8 protein-coding genes are annotated in these 15634 nt (G+C 66.1%); 3 read left to right on the top strand and 5 right to left on the bottom strand.

The window, feature by feature from the left end:
• Positions 1 to 53: 53 nt before the first annotated feature.
• Both GEV05_14395 and GEV05_14390 read left to right on the top strand, forming a co-directional pair.
• Entirely contained in the window at positions 54 to 1286 is a 1233-nt protein-coding gene (locus GEV05_14395) for a hypothetical protein (protein ID MPZ44560.1), read from the top strand.
• A 64-nt stretch (positions 1287 to 1350) separates the two neighbouring features.
• Entirely contained in the window at positions 1351 to 5316 is a 3966-nt protein-coding gene (locus GEV05_14390) for a ribonucleoside-diphosphate reductase, adenosylcobalamin-dependent (protein ID MPZ44559.1), read from the top strand.
• Between the two features lie 92 nt (positions 5317 to 5408).
• On the opposite strand, the gene GEV05_14385 is transcribed toward GEV05_14390, so the two are convergent.
• The 5 genes from GEV05_14385 to GEV05_14365 form a co-directional block, all read right to left on the bottom strand.
• On the bottom strand, positions 5409 to 6497 hold the full coding sequence (locus GEV05_14385) for a C4-dicarboxylate ABC transporter (GenBank protein ID MPZ44558.1): 1089 nt from the start codon (positions 6495 to 6497) through the stop codon (positions 5409 to 5411).
• A gap of 164 nt (positions 6498 to 6661) precedes the next feature.
• Positions 6662 to 7699: an NAD-binding protein gene (locus tag GEV05_14380; GenBank protein MPZ44557.1), complete on the bottom strand. Its 1038-nt coding sequence runs from the start codon at positions 7697 to 7699 to the stop codon at positions 6662 to 6664.
• On the bottom strand, positions 7662 to 8417 hold the full coding sequence (locus GEV05_14375; GenBank protein ID MPZ44556.1) for an enoyl-CoA hydratase/isomerase family protein: 756 nt from the start codon (positions 8415 to 8417) through the stop codon (positions 7662 to 7664). The genes GEV05_14380 and GEV05_14375 overlap by 38 nt, the downstream gene beginning before the upstream one ends.
• 421 nt (positions 8418 to 8838) lie before the next feature.
• A complete protein-coding gene (locus tag GEV05_14370) occupies positions 8839 to 10569 on the bottom strand; it encodes an acetolactate synthase catalytic subunit (GenBank protein MPZ44555.1) in 1731 nt (576 codons plus the stop codon).
• 155 nt (positions 10570 to 10724) lie between these two features.
• Positions 10725 to 12227: an FAD-dependent oxidoreductase gene (locus GEV05_14365; protein ID MPZ44554.1), complete on the bottom strand. Its 1503-nt coding sequence runs from the start codon at positions 12225 to 12227 to the stop codon at positions 10725 to 10727.
• A gap of 579 nt (positions 12228 to 12806) precedes the next feature.
• On the opposite strand from GEV05_14365, the gene pepN reads away from it, so the two are divergent.
• Positions 12807 to 15458, top strand: coding sequence for an aminopeptidase N (gene pepN, locus GEV05_14360; GenBank protein ID MPZ44553.1), 2652 nt, complete (start codon positions 12807 to 12809; stop codon positions 15456 to 15458).
• Positions 15459 to 15634 lie beyond the last annotated feature (176 nt).

Genomic DNA, 15634 nt, shown 5'->3' with positions numbered 1-15634 from the left:
TCGGAGGCGAGCGAGCTCTTGTAGGCCGTATCGAGCCCGGCCTGATACGCCCAGTGGAACGGGTGGATGGGCTTGCGATAACCGCCGTAGAGGCGCATGTCCCAGCCGCCTGCTTTCAACACATCGTATGGCATGCCGGTATCGTCCTGCACCAGGAAATCGGTCGCCTCCAGCAGCGTGTCGCGTATCGTCCGGAACTGCTTGTCCTGCAGCAGGTAGGAGGCGGACTTGATCAGCATCGGCGCCGGCTTGGCCGCGCGCAGGTGCGCCAGGAACTCCGGATAGGGCGCGAGGCCCCGATTGGTCGCGTCGACGGAAAAGTATTGCAGCGTCTGCTCGGGGCCGGCGGGCCGCTGGAACACGATCCGCACTCCACGCAGCTTCCGCAACGGCTTGGCATCCGACTCTCCGATCTCTTCGTCGGGCTGCGCCCGCGCGAGTGCCAGCACCTCGACCGAACGCACCTCGAGGCCGGCGAGCGCCATCGAAGCGATCAGCACCGGAACGACGCCGCGCAGCTGCGAGGTGTGCAACTGCCGCGACATGCGCGAGGTGATGAAATAGTTGCGCTCGATGAGATCACCCATCGCCACGCGAACGTCGCCCAGCAACCTGCCGAGCGCTGCGCGATCCATGACTTCCAGCTCGGGCACCGCGCCGGGCAGCTCCAGGCCGAACAGGATGTAGTTGCGACAGCCCGGGAACAGCACGTAGGCGTTGGCGAAATCCGGACCGCTGAACGGATAGAGCAGGGTGCCGGAGCCGCCGCACGGGTTACCGATCGAGGCATCGCGCCAGCGCGCCATCACGCTGCCCCGGCCTTGCTTCACCTTCACCCATCCGGCCTGAACGACATCGCGGTGCTCGCGCCACTCGTTGGTCTGCGCCAGCTCGAAGTGCGCAGGCAACGTCGGCGGCAATCCGGCGAGCAGGCGTGCGATCGAGGCCACGCGCTGGTCGCCGACCGGCGCCGGCCGCACCACGCTTACGACCGCCGGGGCGGACGTAACGGAGACGCTATGCGACGGACCGGTCGCGGCGGCCGCCGACAGAGACACGAGGAATCCGACGCCGGCGAGCAGCGAAGAGAGCAGACGCATGGGTTGCGCAAGGGTTATGGAAATGGGCTCAGAGCATGTAACGTCCGAGCTCCGGGGCAGGCTTATAGCACGGGCGCCTTTGCGGGTCACTTCCGGACACGACGGCATTGCGGCGCACCACGATTCCCGGCCAGAAACCGACGCGTTTCGGGTCCGGGCTCGCCCCGTGAGCCCGTCCCGGAGTAACCTATTTGAACAGCACGGAATTTCGATTCGCACCAAATTCGATTCGCACCAGAAGGAAGCCCGGATGAAGCTACACGAGACCGAGATCGACCTTCCGCCGCAGCAGGTCAGCCTCGACGTCCTGCTGGAGAAATACGCCAAGGGCGACGAGCGCAGCGTGGAGGACGTGCGCCGGCGCGTGGCTCGTGCGCTCGCCGCGGTGGAACGCGATCCCGCCCGCTGGGAGCCGGTGTTCTACGACACGCTGGCGAACGGTTTCATTCCGGGCGGGCGGGTCAATTCCGCGGCCGGCACCGAGCTGCAGGCAACGCTCATCAACTGCTTCGTGCAGCCGGTCGGCGACTCGGTGTCCGAGACGGCGGACGGCAAGCCCGGCATCTACGTCGCCCTGATGGAATCGGCCGAGACGATGCGCCGCGGCGGCGGCGTCGGCTACGACTTCTCCGCCATCCGCCCGCACGGGGCGCAAGTGCGCGGCACGCAGAGCACCGCCAGCGGACCGGTGTCGTACATGCGCGTGTTCGACAAAAGTTGCGAGACGGTGGAATCGGCCGGCTCGCGCCGCGGCGCGCAGATGGGCATCCTGCGCTGCGACCATCCCGACATCGAGGACTTCATCCACGCCAAGGACCAGGGCGATCTCACCAACTTCAACATCAGCGTCGCGGTGACCGATGTGTTCATGCGCTCGCTTGCGCAGGATGCCGACTGGCCGCTCATGCACAAGGCCAAGCCCGGGCCGGAGCTCGATGCTGCGCCGCGCCAGCACGAAGACGGCCGCTGGATCTACCGCACGCTCAAGGCGCGCGACCTGTGGCGCCAGATCATGCAGGCAACCTACGATCATGCCGAACCGGGCGTGTTCTTCATCGATCACGCCAACGCCGACAACAACCTCTCGTACTGCGAGACGATCGAGGCGACCAACCCATGCGTCACTGCCGACACTCGGCTGCACACGCAGCATGGCATGGTCCCTATCGGCGAGTTGCAAGCAAGCAGAACCGCGCTGCGCGTTACCGTCGATGAAAGGGCCCTGGGCCGACCGCTCAAGTCGACCACGGTATGCGACGCAGTGCCGGCGTTCCAAACGGCCAGCCTGGCCGATGTCTATCGGGTCGAAACCGAAGCGGGCTACGAGGTCAAAGCGACGCAATGGCACGATTTCTTCACGGACAGGGGAAAGGTGCAGCTTCGGGATCTGCGAGTCGGTGACCGGCTGCTCGTCCAGAGCGCCAAAGGCCAGTTCGGCGAGCAAGGTTCCGAAGAGCTCGGTGTGCTGCTCGGATTGATGACGGGCGACGGACACTTCACGAACCGCGGCAACGAGCAGCAAGCGGCCGTCGTGGGCTTCTGGGGTGAAGATCGGACGCTTGCGGCCGGCGTGGCAGCATGGATCAATACCTGCATCGCCGGCCTCGCCAACGGCAATTATCGCGAATATCGCGTTGCGCCGATCGCCGTACCGAGCCGCAAGATGGTTGAAATCCGCTCGATCCTGCTCGCACGGTTCCTGTCCCACTACGGTTTCTGCGCCGTGACCAAGCATAGGGTGCCCGAGGTCGTGTGGCGCGGTACCGAGCAGTGCGTGCGTGCTTATCTGCGCGGGTTATTTCAGAGCGACGGCACCGTGAACGTCTCCGAAAGAAGCCAGAGCTGTTCGGTGCGATTGGCATCGAGCTATCGCGAGCTGCTCAACGACGTTCAGATCCTTTTGGCCAACTTCGGGATATTTGCGCCCATATGGCGCCGCCGCGGCGAGCGGACAACCGCACTGCCAGACGGGCACGGCGGACGGGAGATCTACCGCTGCCGCGCGGACTACGAGCTGATCGTGGACGGCGAATCACGCGACCGCTTCATGCGGGAGATCGGCTTCCTCGGCGAGACGAAAACGAGCCGGTACGAAGCCTGGGCGCAAGGCAAGGTGCTGCGCGAGACGCAATCCTTCACCAGCCGCATCAAGTCGATCACTTACATCGGGCGCGAAGCCGTTTTCGATACGACCCAGCCCAACGGCAACACCGTGATCTTCAATGGGCTCGTCACCGGGCAATGTGGCGAGCAGCCTTTACCGGCCTACGGCTGCTGCTGCCTCGGCAGCATCGATCTGACGCGCTTCGTGGACGATCCGTTCGGCGCGCAACCGCGCTTCGACTTCGATGCATTCGCCCGCGTAGTTCGTCCTTCGGTGCGCATGCTGGACAACGTCCTCGACGTCTCGGTGTGGCCATTGCCGCAGCAGAAGGCCGAGGCGATGGCCAAACGCCGCATCGGACTGGGGTTCACGGGGCTGGGCGGCTGCCTGGTCATGCTGGGGCTGCGCTATGACAGCGCTGAAGCGCGCACGATGGCAACCCGGATCGCCGCTGCCATGCGCGACCAAGCCTATGCGTCCTCGGTCGAGATCGCGCGCGAGAAAGGCGCCTTCCCGCTGCTCGACAAGGAGCAGTACCTCGCCGCGCCGCGGTTCGCCTCGCGCCTGCCCGAGCCCATCAAGGCCGCGATCCGCACACACGGCATCCGCAACTGTCACCTGCTTTCCATCGCCCCCACCGGGACGATCTCGCTTGCCTTCGCCGACAACGCGTCCAACGGCATCGAGCCGCCGTATGCCTGGAGCTATCAACGCAAGAAGCGCATGCCCGACAACGGCTTTCGCACCTACGACGTCGAGGATCAGGCCTGGCGGCTGTATCGCCACCTCGGCGGCGATGTGAACGCGCTGCCGCCCGCGTTCGTCACAGCGCTGGAGCTTTCGGCGCAGGACCACATGCACATGGTGGCGGCGGTGGCGCCCTACGTCGACTCGGCCATCAGCAAGACGGTCAACGTCGCCGAGGATTATCCCTATGAACGATTCGAGGATCTGTACCTCGAAGCCTGGCGCGCGGGGTTGAAGGGCCTCACCACCTATCGCCCCAACCGGGTGCTGGGCAGCGTGCTTTCGCTGGCGCCATCGCCGCAAGCCGCCGAGCCGAACGACCTGGATGTCACCGACGCGGATCGCCGCATCCGCCTCGACGCCGCGCCCGAGCCGGCGCTGTCCAGTCTGCGCTGGCCGGGGCGGCCCAAGCTTGCGGCCGGCAATCCCTCGTGGACCTACATGGTCGAGTCACCCTTCGGCCAGTTCGCGATCTTCGTCGGCCACGTGGAGAACGGCGAGCGCTATCCGTTCGAAGTCTGGGTGAACGGCAACGAGCAGCCGCGCGGCCTCGGTGCGGTGGCGAAGACGCTGTCGATGGACATGCGCGCGCAGGACAAGGCGTGGCTGCGCATGAAGCTCGACATGCTTGCGCGCACGATGGGCGACGATACGTTCGATTGCCCCATGCCGCCGGACGGCGAGACGATGCGCGTCCCGAGCATGGTGGCCGCATTTGCACGCATCGTGCGCTTCCGGGTCGATCAGCTCGGCGCGTTCGAGCACGAAGACGGGCCGGCACCGGTGCTCGATACCCTGTTCGCGAACAAGGAGCCGAAGACCGGCACCGACGGCACGATGTCGTGGACGGTCGACGTCCTGAACGCAGTCTCCGGCGACGACTTCCTGCTGATCCTGAAGGAGCTCGTGCTACCGGCGGGCCAGCGCAGGCCCTATTCGGTATGGCTCGCGGGAAGCTATCCGCGCGCGCTCGACGGCCTGTGCAAGCTGCTCTCGCTCGACATGCGGGTGATCGACCCCGCGTGGATCGGCATGAAGCTGCGCAAGCTGCTCAATTACGCCGAGCCGCTGGGCGACTTCATGGCGCGCGTGCCGGGAATGGAGCGGCAGCAGAATTTTCCGAGCACGGTGGCCTACATCGCGCGCCTCATCATCCACCGCTACGCGATGCTGGGCGTGCTCGACGAGCGCGGTTATCCGGTCGACGAGATGGGTGTGCTGGAGATGCCGGACGACGAACGCGGCCGCACCACCTATGCTCGCGTGACCGGCAAGCCGTGCAAGGAATGCGGCAACACCGCGGTCATCAAGAAGGACGGCTGCGAATTCTGCACGGCGTGCGGCGCGATCGGGGCTTGCGGGTAACCGGTCTCCACCGATCAGTCGTGCGCTTGCGCCAGCTCCGCGACGAAGCGCTCGTCGAACACAACCGGGACCGTACTATGCCGATTCGCGGCTCAAGCCGGATGCACCGGCCCGTGACGCAACACATGCTGCACGAGCCGCCGCACCAGCCCGGCGAACGCGGCTGACCAGGCGATGATGGCCGCATAGAGGAACACCTGGGTCGGCGTCGCCAGGAACCCCAGCGCCAGCGCCTGCCCCAGCTCGTGCGTGGCCGCGGAATACATCCCCAGCGGGAACACCGCGCCCCAATACAGCGGATCGTAGCGCAGCGGAAAGCGCATGTAGCCATAACGCCATATGGCCAGCACCGCCAGCATCGGTATCCACCAGGTCGCCGTCGCCCAGTACAGGATCGTGAATCCCTTGATGAACGGCAGGATCGCGTGCAGGAAAGGCGCGTCCGGGGCATTGATGATCAGGAACGATCCCGCCAGGGTCGAGATCGCCATCGCCCCCATGTTGATCCAGTACGGCGGCGCGAGGTCCTCGGGCGCGAGCCGAAAGAAGGTGTAGCGATAGAAGATGAGGACCATGAGCCAGATGTAGAGCATGCCGCCCCAGAGCCACATCGAGAGCGCGAAGAAATTCATCGCGATACGGGTCGGATGGTGCGCATGCGCGGCCAGGTGCGCGAACAGCAGGGCCAGGGATAGGGTCGATACGACCGTCAGCAGCCACGCTCCCGAGATGCCCTTGTCCAGCGGCGGCTTGTCGACCTTGATGGTGAACGCGGCGAACACGGCGTAGGTGCAGACAAACCAGAGCAATGCGGCGAATATGCCCAGCGCGAGCGCAATGCGATACGCGTCGGCGAACAGCAGGACTTGCGTGCCCAGCAGCGACGTACCCGCCACCGCGGTGAAGAACCCCGGTGCACGCAGGTGGTCCGCCATGTCGCCGAAAAAACGCGCGGGGTATCGGATCGCCCTGGCGATATTCAGCCCCCAGAGCAAGAGCCAGGCGCCGATGTTCGCGGCCAACAGGATCAGCGCGAAGATGCGCATGCCCTGGAAGTCGGCCGCGACGGATACGATGCCGGTAGCCATAACCAGCCCGAAGTAGGCCGGCGACAGCTCGGCGACGGCACCGAGCACGCCCTGAGCCGGAGCGCCGCCAGCGCCGGACGGCAGCTCGCTCATCGTCCCGGCTTCCCGCTCGACCGATGCCGGCTCGAATCGACAGCTCGGACAAGGCAGGCCAGCTCGAGCTCTCGTTCGTCGCTCCCGCGCGGGCGGCAGCCCGCAAGATTCGAGAGCGTCCTGGAATCCCGTCTACGCGGGAACGACGTCACCGCAGCATTCCTCTAACGCCTGGCCGCAAGCGCCCGCAGCGCATCGATCAGCTCGCTGTCGTTCAACTCGCCCAGCCCCGAATTGACCATCTGCCCGAACACCGCCGAGGCCGCGCTTCCGATCAGCGCCTGGCGGCCGAGCTTCTCCGCCAGCTGCACACCGTACTGGGAATCCTTCAGCCGCCCGCGTCCCGAGAAGCCGACCGGCTGGTTGCGCTTGCCCTCGGCCATGACGGCGGAATGGTGCGCAACGTGCTTGCTGCCGGTATAGCCGAGCGCGAATGCTTCGGCGGCGACATTGAGATCGATGCCGGCCGCCTCGCATTGAACCATGGCTTCGGCGACCGAGGCGACCTGGATCACGCCGAGCAGGTTGTAGATCAACTTGTACGCTGTGCCCGCGCCGGCCGGTCCGAAGTGGAAGATCTTTTTCGAGAACGCCGCCAGCACCGGGCGCAGCTCGTCGAGCTCTTGCGTGCTGCAGCCGGCGTAGACGCGCAGCTCCCCGGCCTCGGCCGCATCGGGTCTGCCGGCCACCGGCAAGTCGATGTAGCGCAAGCCGCGGGACTGGACGATGCCGGCGAGCTCCACCACCCAATCGTGCGACAGCGTCGAGCATTCGGCCAGCAGCATGGCCGGCGTCACCGGCCCGCGCAGGATGCCGTTGAGGCCGGTCCAGACCTCGCGCGAGGCCTCGTCGTTGGTCACCGACGACATCACCACGTCCGCGCCCTCGACCGCTGCGGCCGCGCTCGATGCGATCTTCGCACCGGCGTCGCGAACGACCCGGGTTTTGTCCACCGTCCGGTTGTAGGCCGTCACTTCATGGCCCGCGCCGAGCAGCCGCAGGATCTTCGCCTGCCCCATGTTGCCCACGCCGATGTATGCAACTTTCGCCAAGCCCGTTCTCCTGTCGATTTCGCGGCGCGGCCTAAGTGCATCCGGGCCACGCTTCATTCTCCCCTCTCCCTCCGGGAGAGGGGCCGGGGGTGAGGGATGAATCTCTCCGCCCTCAATTGCAGATGACCAACCCCTCCATCGCCAGCCCATAGCCGAGCAGCTCGTTCATCTGCCGGCGCAGCGGCTCGGTCAGAAGCCAGCGCGTGTACTTGCGGTTGAGCGCCGACTGCTTCATCAGGTTGCGCGCGTGCTCCCAGCCGCGCGCGAGCACCTCGTCCTTCGCATGCAGCTCGTTCACCAGCCCCATCTCGAGCGCCTGCTTGGCCCCGATCGTTTGCGCGGTGTACAGAAAGTAACGCCCGCGGTTCATGCCCATGAGGAGCGTGAAGACCACGTTCACGCCATCCCCCGGCACCATGCCGCCACGGAAATGGGCGCTGTCCTGGAACGAGCAATCGTCGGAACCGATGACGATGTCGCACAACAGCGGCAGCTCCGGGTGACGCAGCGCGGGGCCGTTCACCACGCCGATCATCGGCACCTCGATGTTGAGCATGTTCATGGTGAAGCGGCGCGCCTCCGAGCCGAGCTTGCCCCATTGCTCGGGCGTGAGCTTCGGCACCGCCCGATCGGTGGACGGCGTCACCTCCGGTCCGGAGAATTCCGCGCCGATGCCGGTGAGGATGACGATCTGGTTTTCCGGATCGCGCCCCACGTCGTTGAACGCCTCCTCGAGATTCGAATGCGCCGCCGGCCCCCAACGCAGCGAGTCGCCGTTGCTATGCAGCGTCATTTCGAGAATGCCGTCCTCGCGGCGAAACCGGATCGTCTCGTATTTGTCGGCGTAGTCTTTCAGTTGGGTCGGCATGGCTCCTCCTCGAATCCTGTTCACGCGCGAAAGGCGCGTCACTCGTTTGTGCGCACCCGGGAATCCGTTTGGCATAGGCCATCCGCGAATGCGGTGGTATCGCGTTCCAGAACCACACCACCCCGCCTCCTTCGCCGGCCCCTCCTCATGAGAGGAGGGGAAATACACCACCCGCCTCCTGCCGGCACCCCTCCTCGTGAGCCAAGTGAGAGGCGGGGAGATCTAAATCTTCCCCTCCTCGTCGAGAGTAAGGATGGCTCTGGCGGACACACTTAACGTGTGTCCGCGCCGGACGAACGCCCGAAGCGCCCGAGCGCGCAGGGCAGGGCTGGACGCGACAACGTCGCGGACGGGGTGAGCTCCCCTCCTGCACGAGGAGGGGCTGGACGCGACAGTGTCGCGGACGGGGTGGTCCGAGATGTCACGCCGCGCTTCGCAAGTTAGCGCTTCGCTGCTGCGCACGGACGGCCTCCAGCGTTCCGTCGAACAAGGTGATCGGCGGGTACGCTTCCGGATCGGTGTCGACGTCGATCAAGGTCGGCTCGCCGTTGCCGAGCGCCTCAAGCAGCGCCGGCAGATATTCGTCGGCGTGCTTGACCGCAATGCCGCGACAACCGCACGCGCGTGCGATCGCGGCATGGTCGACCGGCGTGAATTGCACCGCGCTGGTATGGCGGCCGAACTTCACGTCCTCGGCATCCTTCTGATAGCCGAGCACGCCGTTGTTCAACACGGTCACGACGACCGCCGTGCCGGTGCGCCGCGCCGTCTCCAGCTCCGACCAGACGTGACCGAAGGCGCCGTCGCCGGCCACGCACAGCACCGGGCTCGCCGGCCGGGCCGCCTTGGCCCCGAGCGCGAGCGGCAATCCCCAGCCCAGGCCGGCCAGCCCGCGTGGCGAAATGAAGCGCATGCCGGGCTGCAGGCAGCGCAGGTAACAGGCCATCCACACCGATGAATAGCTCGCGTCGGCCACCACGATCGTCTCCGGCGTGAGCACCCGCTGCATGTCCGCCATGACGCGCTCGGGACGGATGGGCGAGGCATTGGACGAAAGCAGCGGGGCGATCTCGCGCGCGCTCAGTTCCCGGGCAGCGGCGATCTCCTCGATCAACGCCTGCGGTCGTGTGCGGCGCCCGCGCAGCCGCTCGGTGAGCGCTTCGAGCGTGAGACGCGCATCCCCGGCAAGGCGCAGCGCCTCGTAGTTGCGGCCGATCTCGACCGGGTCGACGTCGATATGGATGAAGCGCGCTAGAGGCGAGTAAACGCTCCAGGAATCCGTGCCGTTCTGCGCCGTGCGCGTGCCGACCAGCACGACCACGTCCGCTCGCTGCAGCAGCGGGCGCAGGTGATAGCTCGGCGACAGTCGGCCGAGCGCGTTGCCGCCTACCCCGAGCGACAAGGGCGCATCTTCGGCCACCGCGCCCTTGCCCATGACGGTGGTCATGACGGGGAGATACGCTTCCTCCTGCAACCGCGCCAGTGACTGCGCGGCGCCGGACAAATGCACGCCGCCGCCGGCAATGACGAGCGGGCACTTGGCGGAGGCGATCAGCGCCGCCGCCGACTCGATGCGCTCCGGGTCGGCCAGCGCGCGGTCGAGCGGAAAGCCGCCGAGCTTCGCCTGCCGCTTGCCGTGCTCGGTCGTGGTCTCGCGCAGCAGGTCAGCGGGCAGGAGCAATGCCACCGGGCCGGGGCGGCCGCCCGCAGCGGTGGCGAACGCCATGTCGATGTAATCCTCGACCCGCGAAGCCTCGGTCACGCGCCGCACCCACTTGGTACAGCCCTGGAAGAGCAGCCCGTGATCGAGCTCCTGGAATGCGTTGCGGTCGCTGTTCGGGCGTTCCACTTCCTGCACCAGCGCGACCACCGGGACGGACGACTTGAGCGCCTCTGCAAGCGGCGCGACCAGCAGAGTGGCGGCCGGGCCGTTTTGCGCGGTCACGACCGCGACGCGCCCGCTCACGCGCGCATAGCCGTCGGCCATCGCACCGCCGGCATTCTCGGTGCGATAGGTGAACTGGCGGATGCCGGCATCCTCGGCCGCGAGCAGCGCCGCGGACGGGAGGCTTTGCGAGAAGAGGACTTCTACGCCGTGGCGCGCGAGGCAGGCGGTGACGATTTCAGCGACGCTTTTCTCGTTCGGCATCATCCCCCCTCAGATGTCACAACGCCGCTGTCCCGGAATACCCTGCAACCGCACCGTCACCCCCGCGCAAGCGGGGGTCCAGGGAAGTGCGGTCGTCCTGGATTCCCGCGTTCGCGGGAATGACGGCTTCATGGCCGTCGCAGCGCTTCGGTCTCCGGCTATTTCTTCGCCGCGAACGCGCCCGCGCCGTCGCCGGACAGCTTACCGAACACCACACCCGAAGTAAGCCCGGTGCCGCCGGGGTAGTTGTGATAGAAGATGCCCCCTACCAGCTCGCCGGCGGCATAGAGGCCTTGAATGCCGTGGCCTGCCTGGTCTTCCACCTGACCGCTCGTCGGGTTGATCTTCACGCCGCCGAAGCTGAAGGTCACGCCGCACGTGACCGCGTAGGCTTCGAACGGCGGCTCGTCCAGGCGATTGGCCCAGTTGGTCTTGTTGATCTTGAGCCCCTCGGTGCAGCGCCCGTCCTTGATCGCGGGGTTGTACGGGATGTCAGCACGTACCGCGGCGTTGTAGGCCTTGAGTTCCTTCAGGCAGTTCTCCGCATCCACGCCTTCGAGCTTCAGCACCAGCTCTTCCAGCGTGTTGGCGCTGACCTTGGTGATCTGCCTGATGCGGTACTCGTCGCGCAGCGACGGAATGATCTTCTGGTCGAAGATTTGCCAGGCGAACATGTTGGGCTGGTTCAGCACCACGGCGCCGTACTTGGCGTAGGTGTAGTTGCGAAAGTCGGCGCCTTCGTCGACGAAGCGCTCGCCGCGAGCGTTCACCATCACGCCCCAGGGATAGCAGTGCTTCTGGAAATTGTCGCCGACCGCGAGATCGCCGAACGCGGGCGCGTTCATGTCCCAGCCGACGGCGTGGCAGCCCGACCAATGACCATACGGCATGGCGCCGACGTCGAGTGCCATGCGTATGCCGGCGCCGGTATTGAAGCGCGTGCCGCGCACCTTGGCGAGATCCCAATTGGGCCCCAGATACCGAGCGCGCATCTCGGCGTTCGATTCGAATCCGCCGCAGGCCAGCACGACCGCCTTGCACGGGATGTCGACGAGCTTGCCTTGGTGCTTGGCGCGCACGCCCTTCACACCGGTGTCGTCGGCGATCAGGCTCACCGCAGGCGTTTCGTAGAAGATGGGAATGCCTTCGCGCGCGCAGGCCTTGTGCTCGAGGTCCACCAGGCCCGGCCCGCCGCCCCAGGTCTCGACCGCCAGCCCGCCCCAGAACTTCCACTTGCCGTTGACCTGGAAGGCCTGCCGCTTGTAGGAAAGCTGAAACTTGATGCCCTTCTTGCGCAGCCACACATAGGTCGGGTGACTGCGGGTGACCAGCGTCTCGGTGAGGTCGGGGTCGCAGCGGTAATTGGTGATGCGCCCCATGGTGTCGAAGAATTCATCGGTGGTGAACGAGCCGAAGTCGTTGTCGCGCTTTTCCTCTTCGGTCATGTCCGGAACCAGCGCCGCGATGTCGTCGGCATTGTTGAACACCAGGCGCGTGATGCCTGCGGTATAGCGGCTGTTGCCGCCGCACTCTTCTTCCGGCGCCGCTTCCAGCATGATGACGCTGCAGCCGTGCTCGCGCGCGGCCAGGGCGGCACACGCCGCGGCATTGCCCGCACCGACCACGACGACGTCGGCGCTACCCAGTTTGTTCGCTGCCATGATGAGTTCCTCGATTCAGAAAAGACGCCTGCGCATGCCGGGACTCCAGCAGCGAACGCGAGCTGCTGCCGTCCGCGCCGAAGGCTCGATCGCCCAAGGGCGGCCGGCGCACGGGCTGTTCGGACTCGACCCGATTCCCTGGCCGGCGAAGCGGTTCGCCGGGTCCCGCTCGATTATACATAGCGCCTCTGCCCGGACCCGGACATGGTCTTCCGCCCGGGTCCGGCATGATGGCCGGCCCGGACCGCCTATGCCGTCGAGAGCCTGGTCAACCAGGCCGCCACGGAGATCGGCATGGATGCGGCGGACCCGGGTGTCGTGGCTGGTCGGACCCCAAGCGCGATGACGCGGCTGACCGCGGGCATAGCGGTTGCCCGCCTTGCCGCCGCGCCACGTCTCGACGCCGCCAATCACGATGTCGCCGCGCTACGCGCCACCGATGCATCCTCGCCAAGGCTTGAAAGTTTCGGCTGCTGTCGCCATGTGGTCGATGCCCATCGGGTGGGCGGGCGAGGCGGCAAACCGCATCGGGTACACTGACTCCCCTCTCACGCGCCTCGCTTCGAATCCCGGAGAGTCATGGACCAGACCGTCGACACGCCCCCCGTCATTCGTCTTGCCGACTATCGTCCGCCGGCCTACTTCATCCCGTCGGTGGACCTCAATTTCGATATTCGCGACGACGCGACCACGGTAACCGCGCGCCTGGCGCTGGCGCGCAATTCCGCCGCGTCCGATCCCGCCGCGCCGCTGGTACTGGACGGCGACGAGCTGAAACTGGAGTCGGTCCGCCTCGACGGGCGGCTGCTCACTGCTTCCGAATACAGCATCGAGCCTGAGCGCCTGACGATCCCGAACGTGCCCGAGCGCTTCGTGCTGGAGACCGTCTGCTCACTCGATCCCGCGGCCAACACCAAGCTGATGGGTCTGTATGCATCGAAGACCGGTGTCTTCACCCAATGCGAAGCCGAGGGCTTCCGGCGCATCACCTGGTTCATCGATCGCCCCGACGTGATGAGCCGCTACACCACCACGATTCGCGCGGACAAGAGCCGCTACCCGGTGCTGCTGTCCAACGGCAATCCGGTTGCGCAGGGCGGTGCGAAAGGTGGACGACATTGGGCCAAATGGGTCGATCCCTTCCCCAAGCCGTCGTACCTCTTCGCCATGGTGGCTGCCAAGCTCGAGCGGCTGGACGATACCTTCGAGACGCGCTCGGGGCGCAAGGTCAAGCTGCAGATCTACGTCGAGCCGGGCAAGCTCGATCAAGCCGGGTTCGCCATGCAGGCGCTGAAAAAAGCGATGCGCTGGGACGAGCAAACGTTCGGTCTCGAAGTCGATCTCGACCAGTACATGATCGTGGCGGTCGGCGACTTCAACATGGGCGCGATGGAGAACAAGGGCCTCAACATCTTCAACACGAAATACGTGCTCGCCCGCCCCGATATCGCCACCGACACCGACTATCAGAACATCGACCGGGTCGTGGCGCACGAATACTTCCACAACTGGACCGGCAATCGCGTCACCTGCCGCGACTGGTTCCAGCTCTCGCTCAAGGAAGGGCTCACCGTATTCCGCGACCAGGAGTTCGGTGCGGACATGTATTCGCGCGCGGTGCAGCGCATCCAGGAAGTACGGGCGCTGCGCGCCGCGCAGTTTCCCGAGGACGCCGGGCCCATGGCGCATCCGGTACGCCCGCAGTCGTACATCGAGATCAGCAACTTCTATACGCCGACGGTGTACGAGAAAGGCGCCGAGGTCGTGCGCATGATCCAGACCTTGCTCGGCGCGGCCAATTTCCGCAAGGGCATGGATCTGTATATCCAGCGCCACGACGGACAGGCGGTGACCTGCGACGATTTCGTGCAGGCGATGCAGGATGCCAGCGGCATCGACCTCGCGCAATTCAGGCGCTGGTACGACCAGGCCGGCACGCCGGTGGTCGAGGTCGAAGACGAATTCGATCCCGCCTCGCGGCGCTACACGTTGACCTTCACGCAGTCGTGCCCGCCCACCCCGGGGCAGCCGGAAAAGCAGCCGCTGCACATCCCGCTCGCGCTCGGGCTGATCGGGCCGCAGGGCAAGGAGTATCCGCTGCATCTCGAAGGCGAGCCGGACGGCGGCGATACCACGCGCGTGCTCTCGCTCACCGAGGCGCGCAGCAGCTACACCTTCGTCGATATTCCCAGCCGTCCGGTCCCTTCCATTGCGCGCGGCTTCTCCGCCCCGGTGAATGTTCGCCATGCCTACAGTGCCGACGATCTCGCGCACCTGATGGCGTACGACAGCGATCCGTTCAATCGCTGGGAAGCGGGCCAGCGTCTGGCTGCGAATCTCATGCTCGAAGCCGTGACCGCGGTGCGATCGGGTGGTGAACCGAGGGTGCCGGAATCCTTCGTCGCCGCGTTCGCCCGCGTGCTGGCCGATGCGGGCACCGATCCGGCGTTTGCCGCCGAGGCGCTCGCGTTACCCTCCGAGGGATTTCTCGCCGAGCAGATGAGTGAAGTCGATCCGGACGCGATCCATCGCGTGCGGGTGGATTTGCGCCGGCAGCTGGCGTCGTCGCTACGCGAGGAACTGGCCGCGACCTACGAGCGCTTCGCACAAAGCGGCCCGTACAGCCCGGATGCAGCCTCGGCCGGCCGCCGCTCGCTGCGCAATCTGTGCCTGGGCTATCTCAGCGAGCTCGACGACGAGGGCGCGCGCAAGCGGGTCGTGCAGCAGTTCGAACATGCCGACAACATGACCGATTCGATCGCGGCGATGAGCGCTTTAGCGCAATTCGACTGGCCCGAGCGCAGCCAGGCGCTGGCGCAGTTCTACCAGCGCTGGCAGAACGAGGCACTGGTGCTCGATAAATGGCTCGCCGTGCAGGCGACCTCGCGCTTGCCCCGCGTCCTGGCTGAGGTGCGTACGCTCATGAGCCATCCGGCGTTCGATCCGAAGAACCCGAACAAGATGCGCGCGTTGATCGGCAGCTTCTGCCACGGCAACCCGGTTCGATTCCACGCCGCCGACGGATCGGGCTACGCGTTCTGCGCCGAGCGCGTGAACGCGCTCGACCCGCTCAATCCCCAAGTCGCCGCCCGGCTTGCGCGTGCGTTCGATCGCTGGCGCAAATTCGACGCCGGCCGGCAAGCGCACGCGCGCGCGGCACTGGAGCGCATCCGCTCCACCTCCAATCTTTCGCGGGATACGCTCGAGGTGGTGAGCCGCGCGCTCGCATGAGCTCGCTCGCGAGGCAGGCCCGCCGGCAATGAGCAAGCCGCAAAGCTGCGGCGCGAGGCACCACGCAGCGTCGATCTCGTCTAGCTTGACGGGCGATTGATGCCAGACTTCAAGACGATTGCAGATTGCCGTAAGGACAACGCCGAGGTCATCCGGCAGACCTGTCCACTCGGCAT

Source organism: Betaproteobacteria bacterium, assembly GCA_009377585.1.
Taxonomy (GTDB): domain Bacteria; phylum Pseudomonadota; class Gammaproteobacteria; order Burkholderiales; family WYBJ01; genus WYBJ01.
The sequence above is the reverse complement of the archived record's forward strand: the minus strand, read 5'-3'. Positions and strand labels throughout refer to the sequence as shown.

Coding starts and splice junctions, on each gene's coding strand:
- GEV05_14390 (MPZ44559.1), top strand. CDS start 1,351: ATGAAGCTACACGAGACCGAGATCGACCTTCCGCCGCAGCAGGTCAGC.
- GEV05_14385 (MPZ44558.1), bottom strand. CDS start 6,497: ATGAGCGAGCTGCCGTCCGGCGCTGGCGGCGCTCCGGCTCAGGGCGTG.
- GEV05_14380 (MPZ44557.1), bottom strand. CDS start 7,699: ATGGGCTGGCGATGGAGGGGTTGGTCATCTGCAATTGAGGGCGGAGAG.
- GEV05_14375 (MPZ44556.1), bottom strand. CDS start 8,417: ATGCCGACCCAACTGAAAGACTACGCCGACAAATACGAGACGATCCGG.
- GEV05_14370 (MPZ44555.1), bottom strand. CDS start 10,569: ATGATGCCGAACGAGAAAAGCGTCGCTGAAATCGTCACCGCCTGCCTC.
- GEV05_14365 (MPZ44554.1), bottom strand. CDS start 12,227: ATGGCAGCGAACAAACTGGGTAGCGCCGACGTCGTCGTGGTCGGTGCG.
- pepN (MPZ44553.1), top strand. CDS start 12,807: ATGGACCAGACCGTCGACACGCCCCCCGTCATTCGTCTTGCCGACTAT.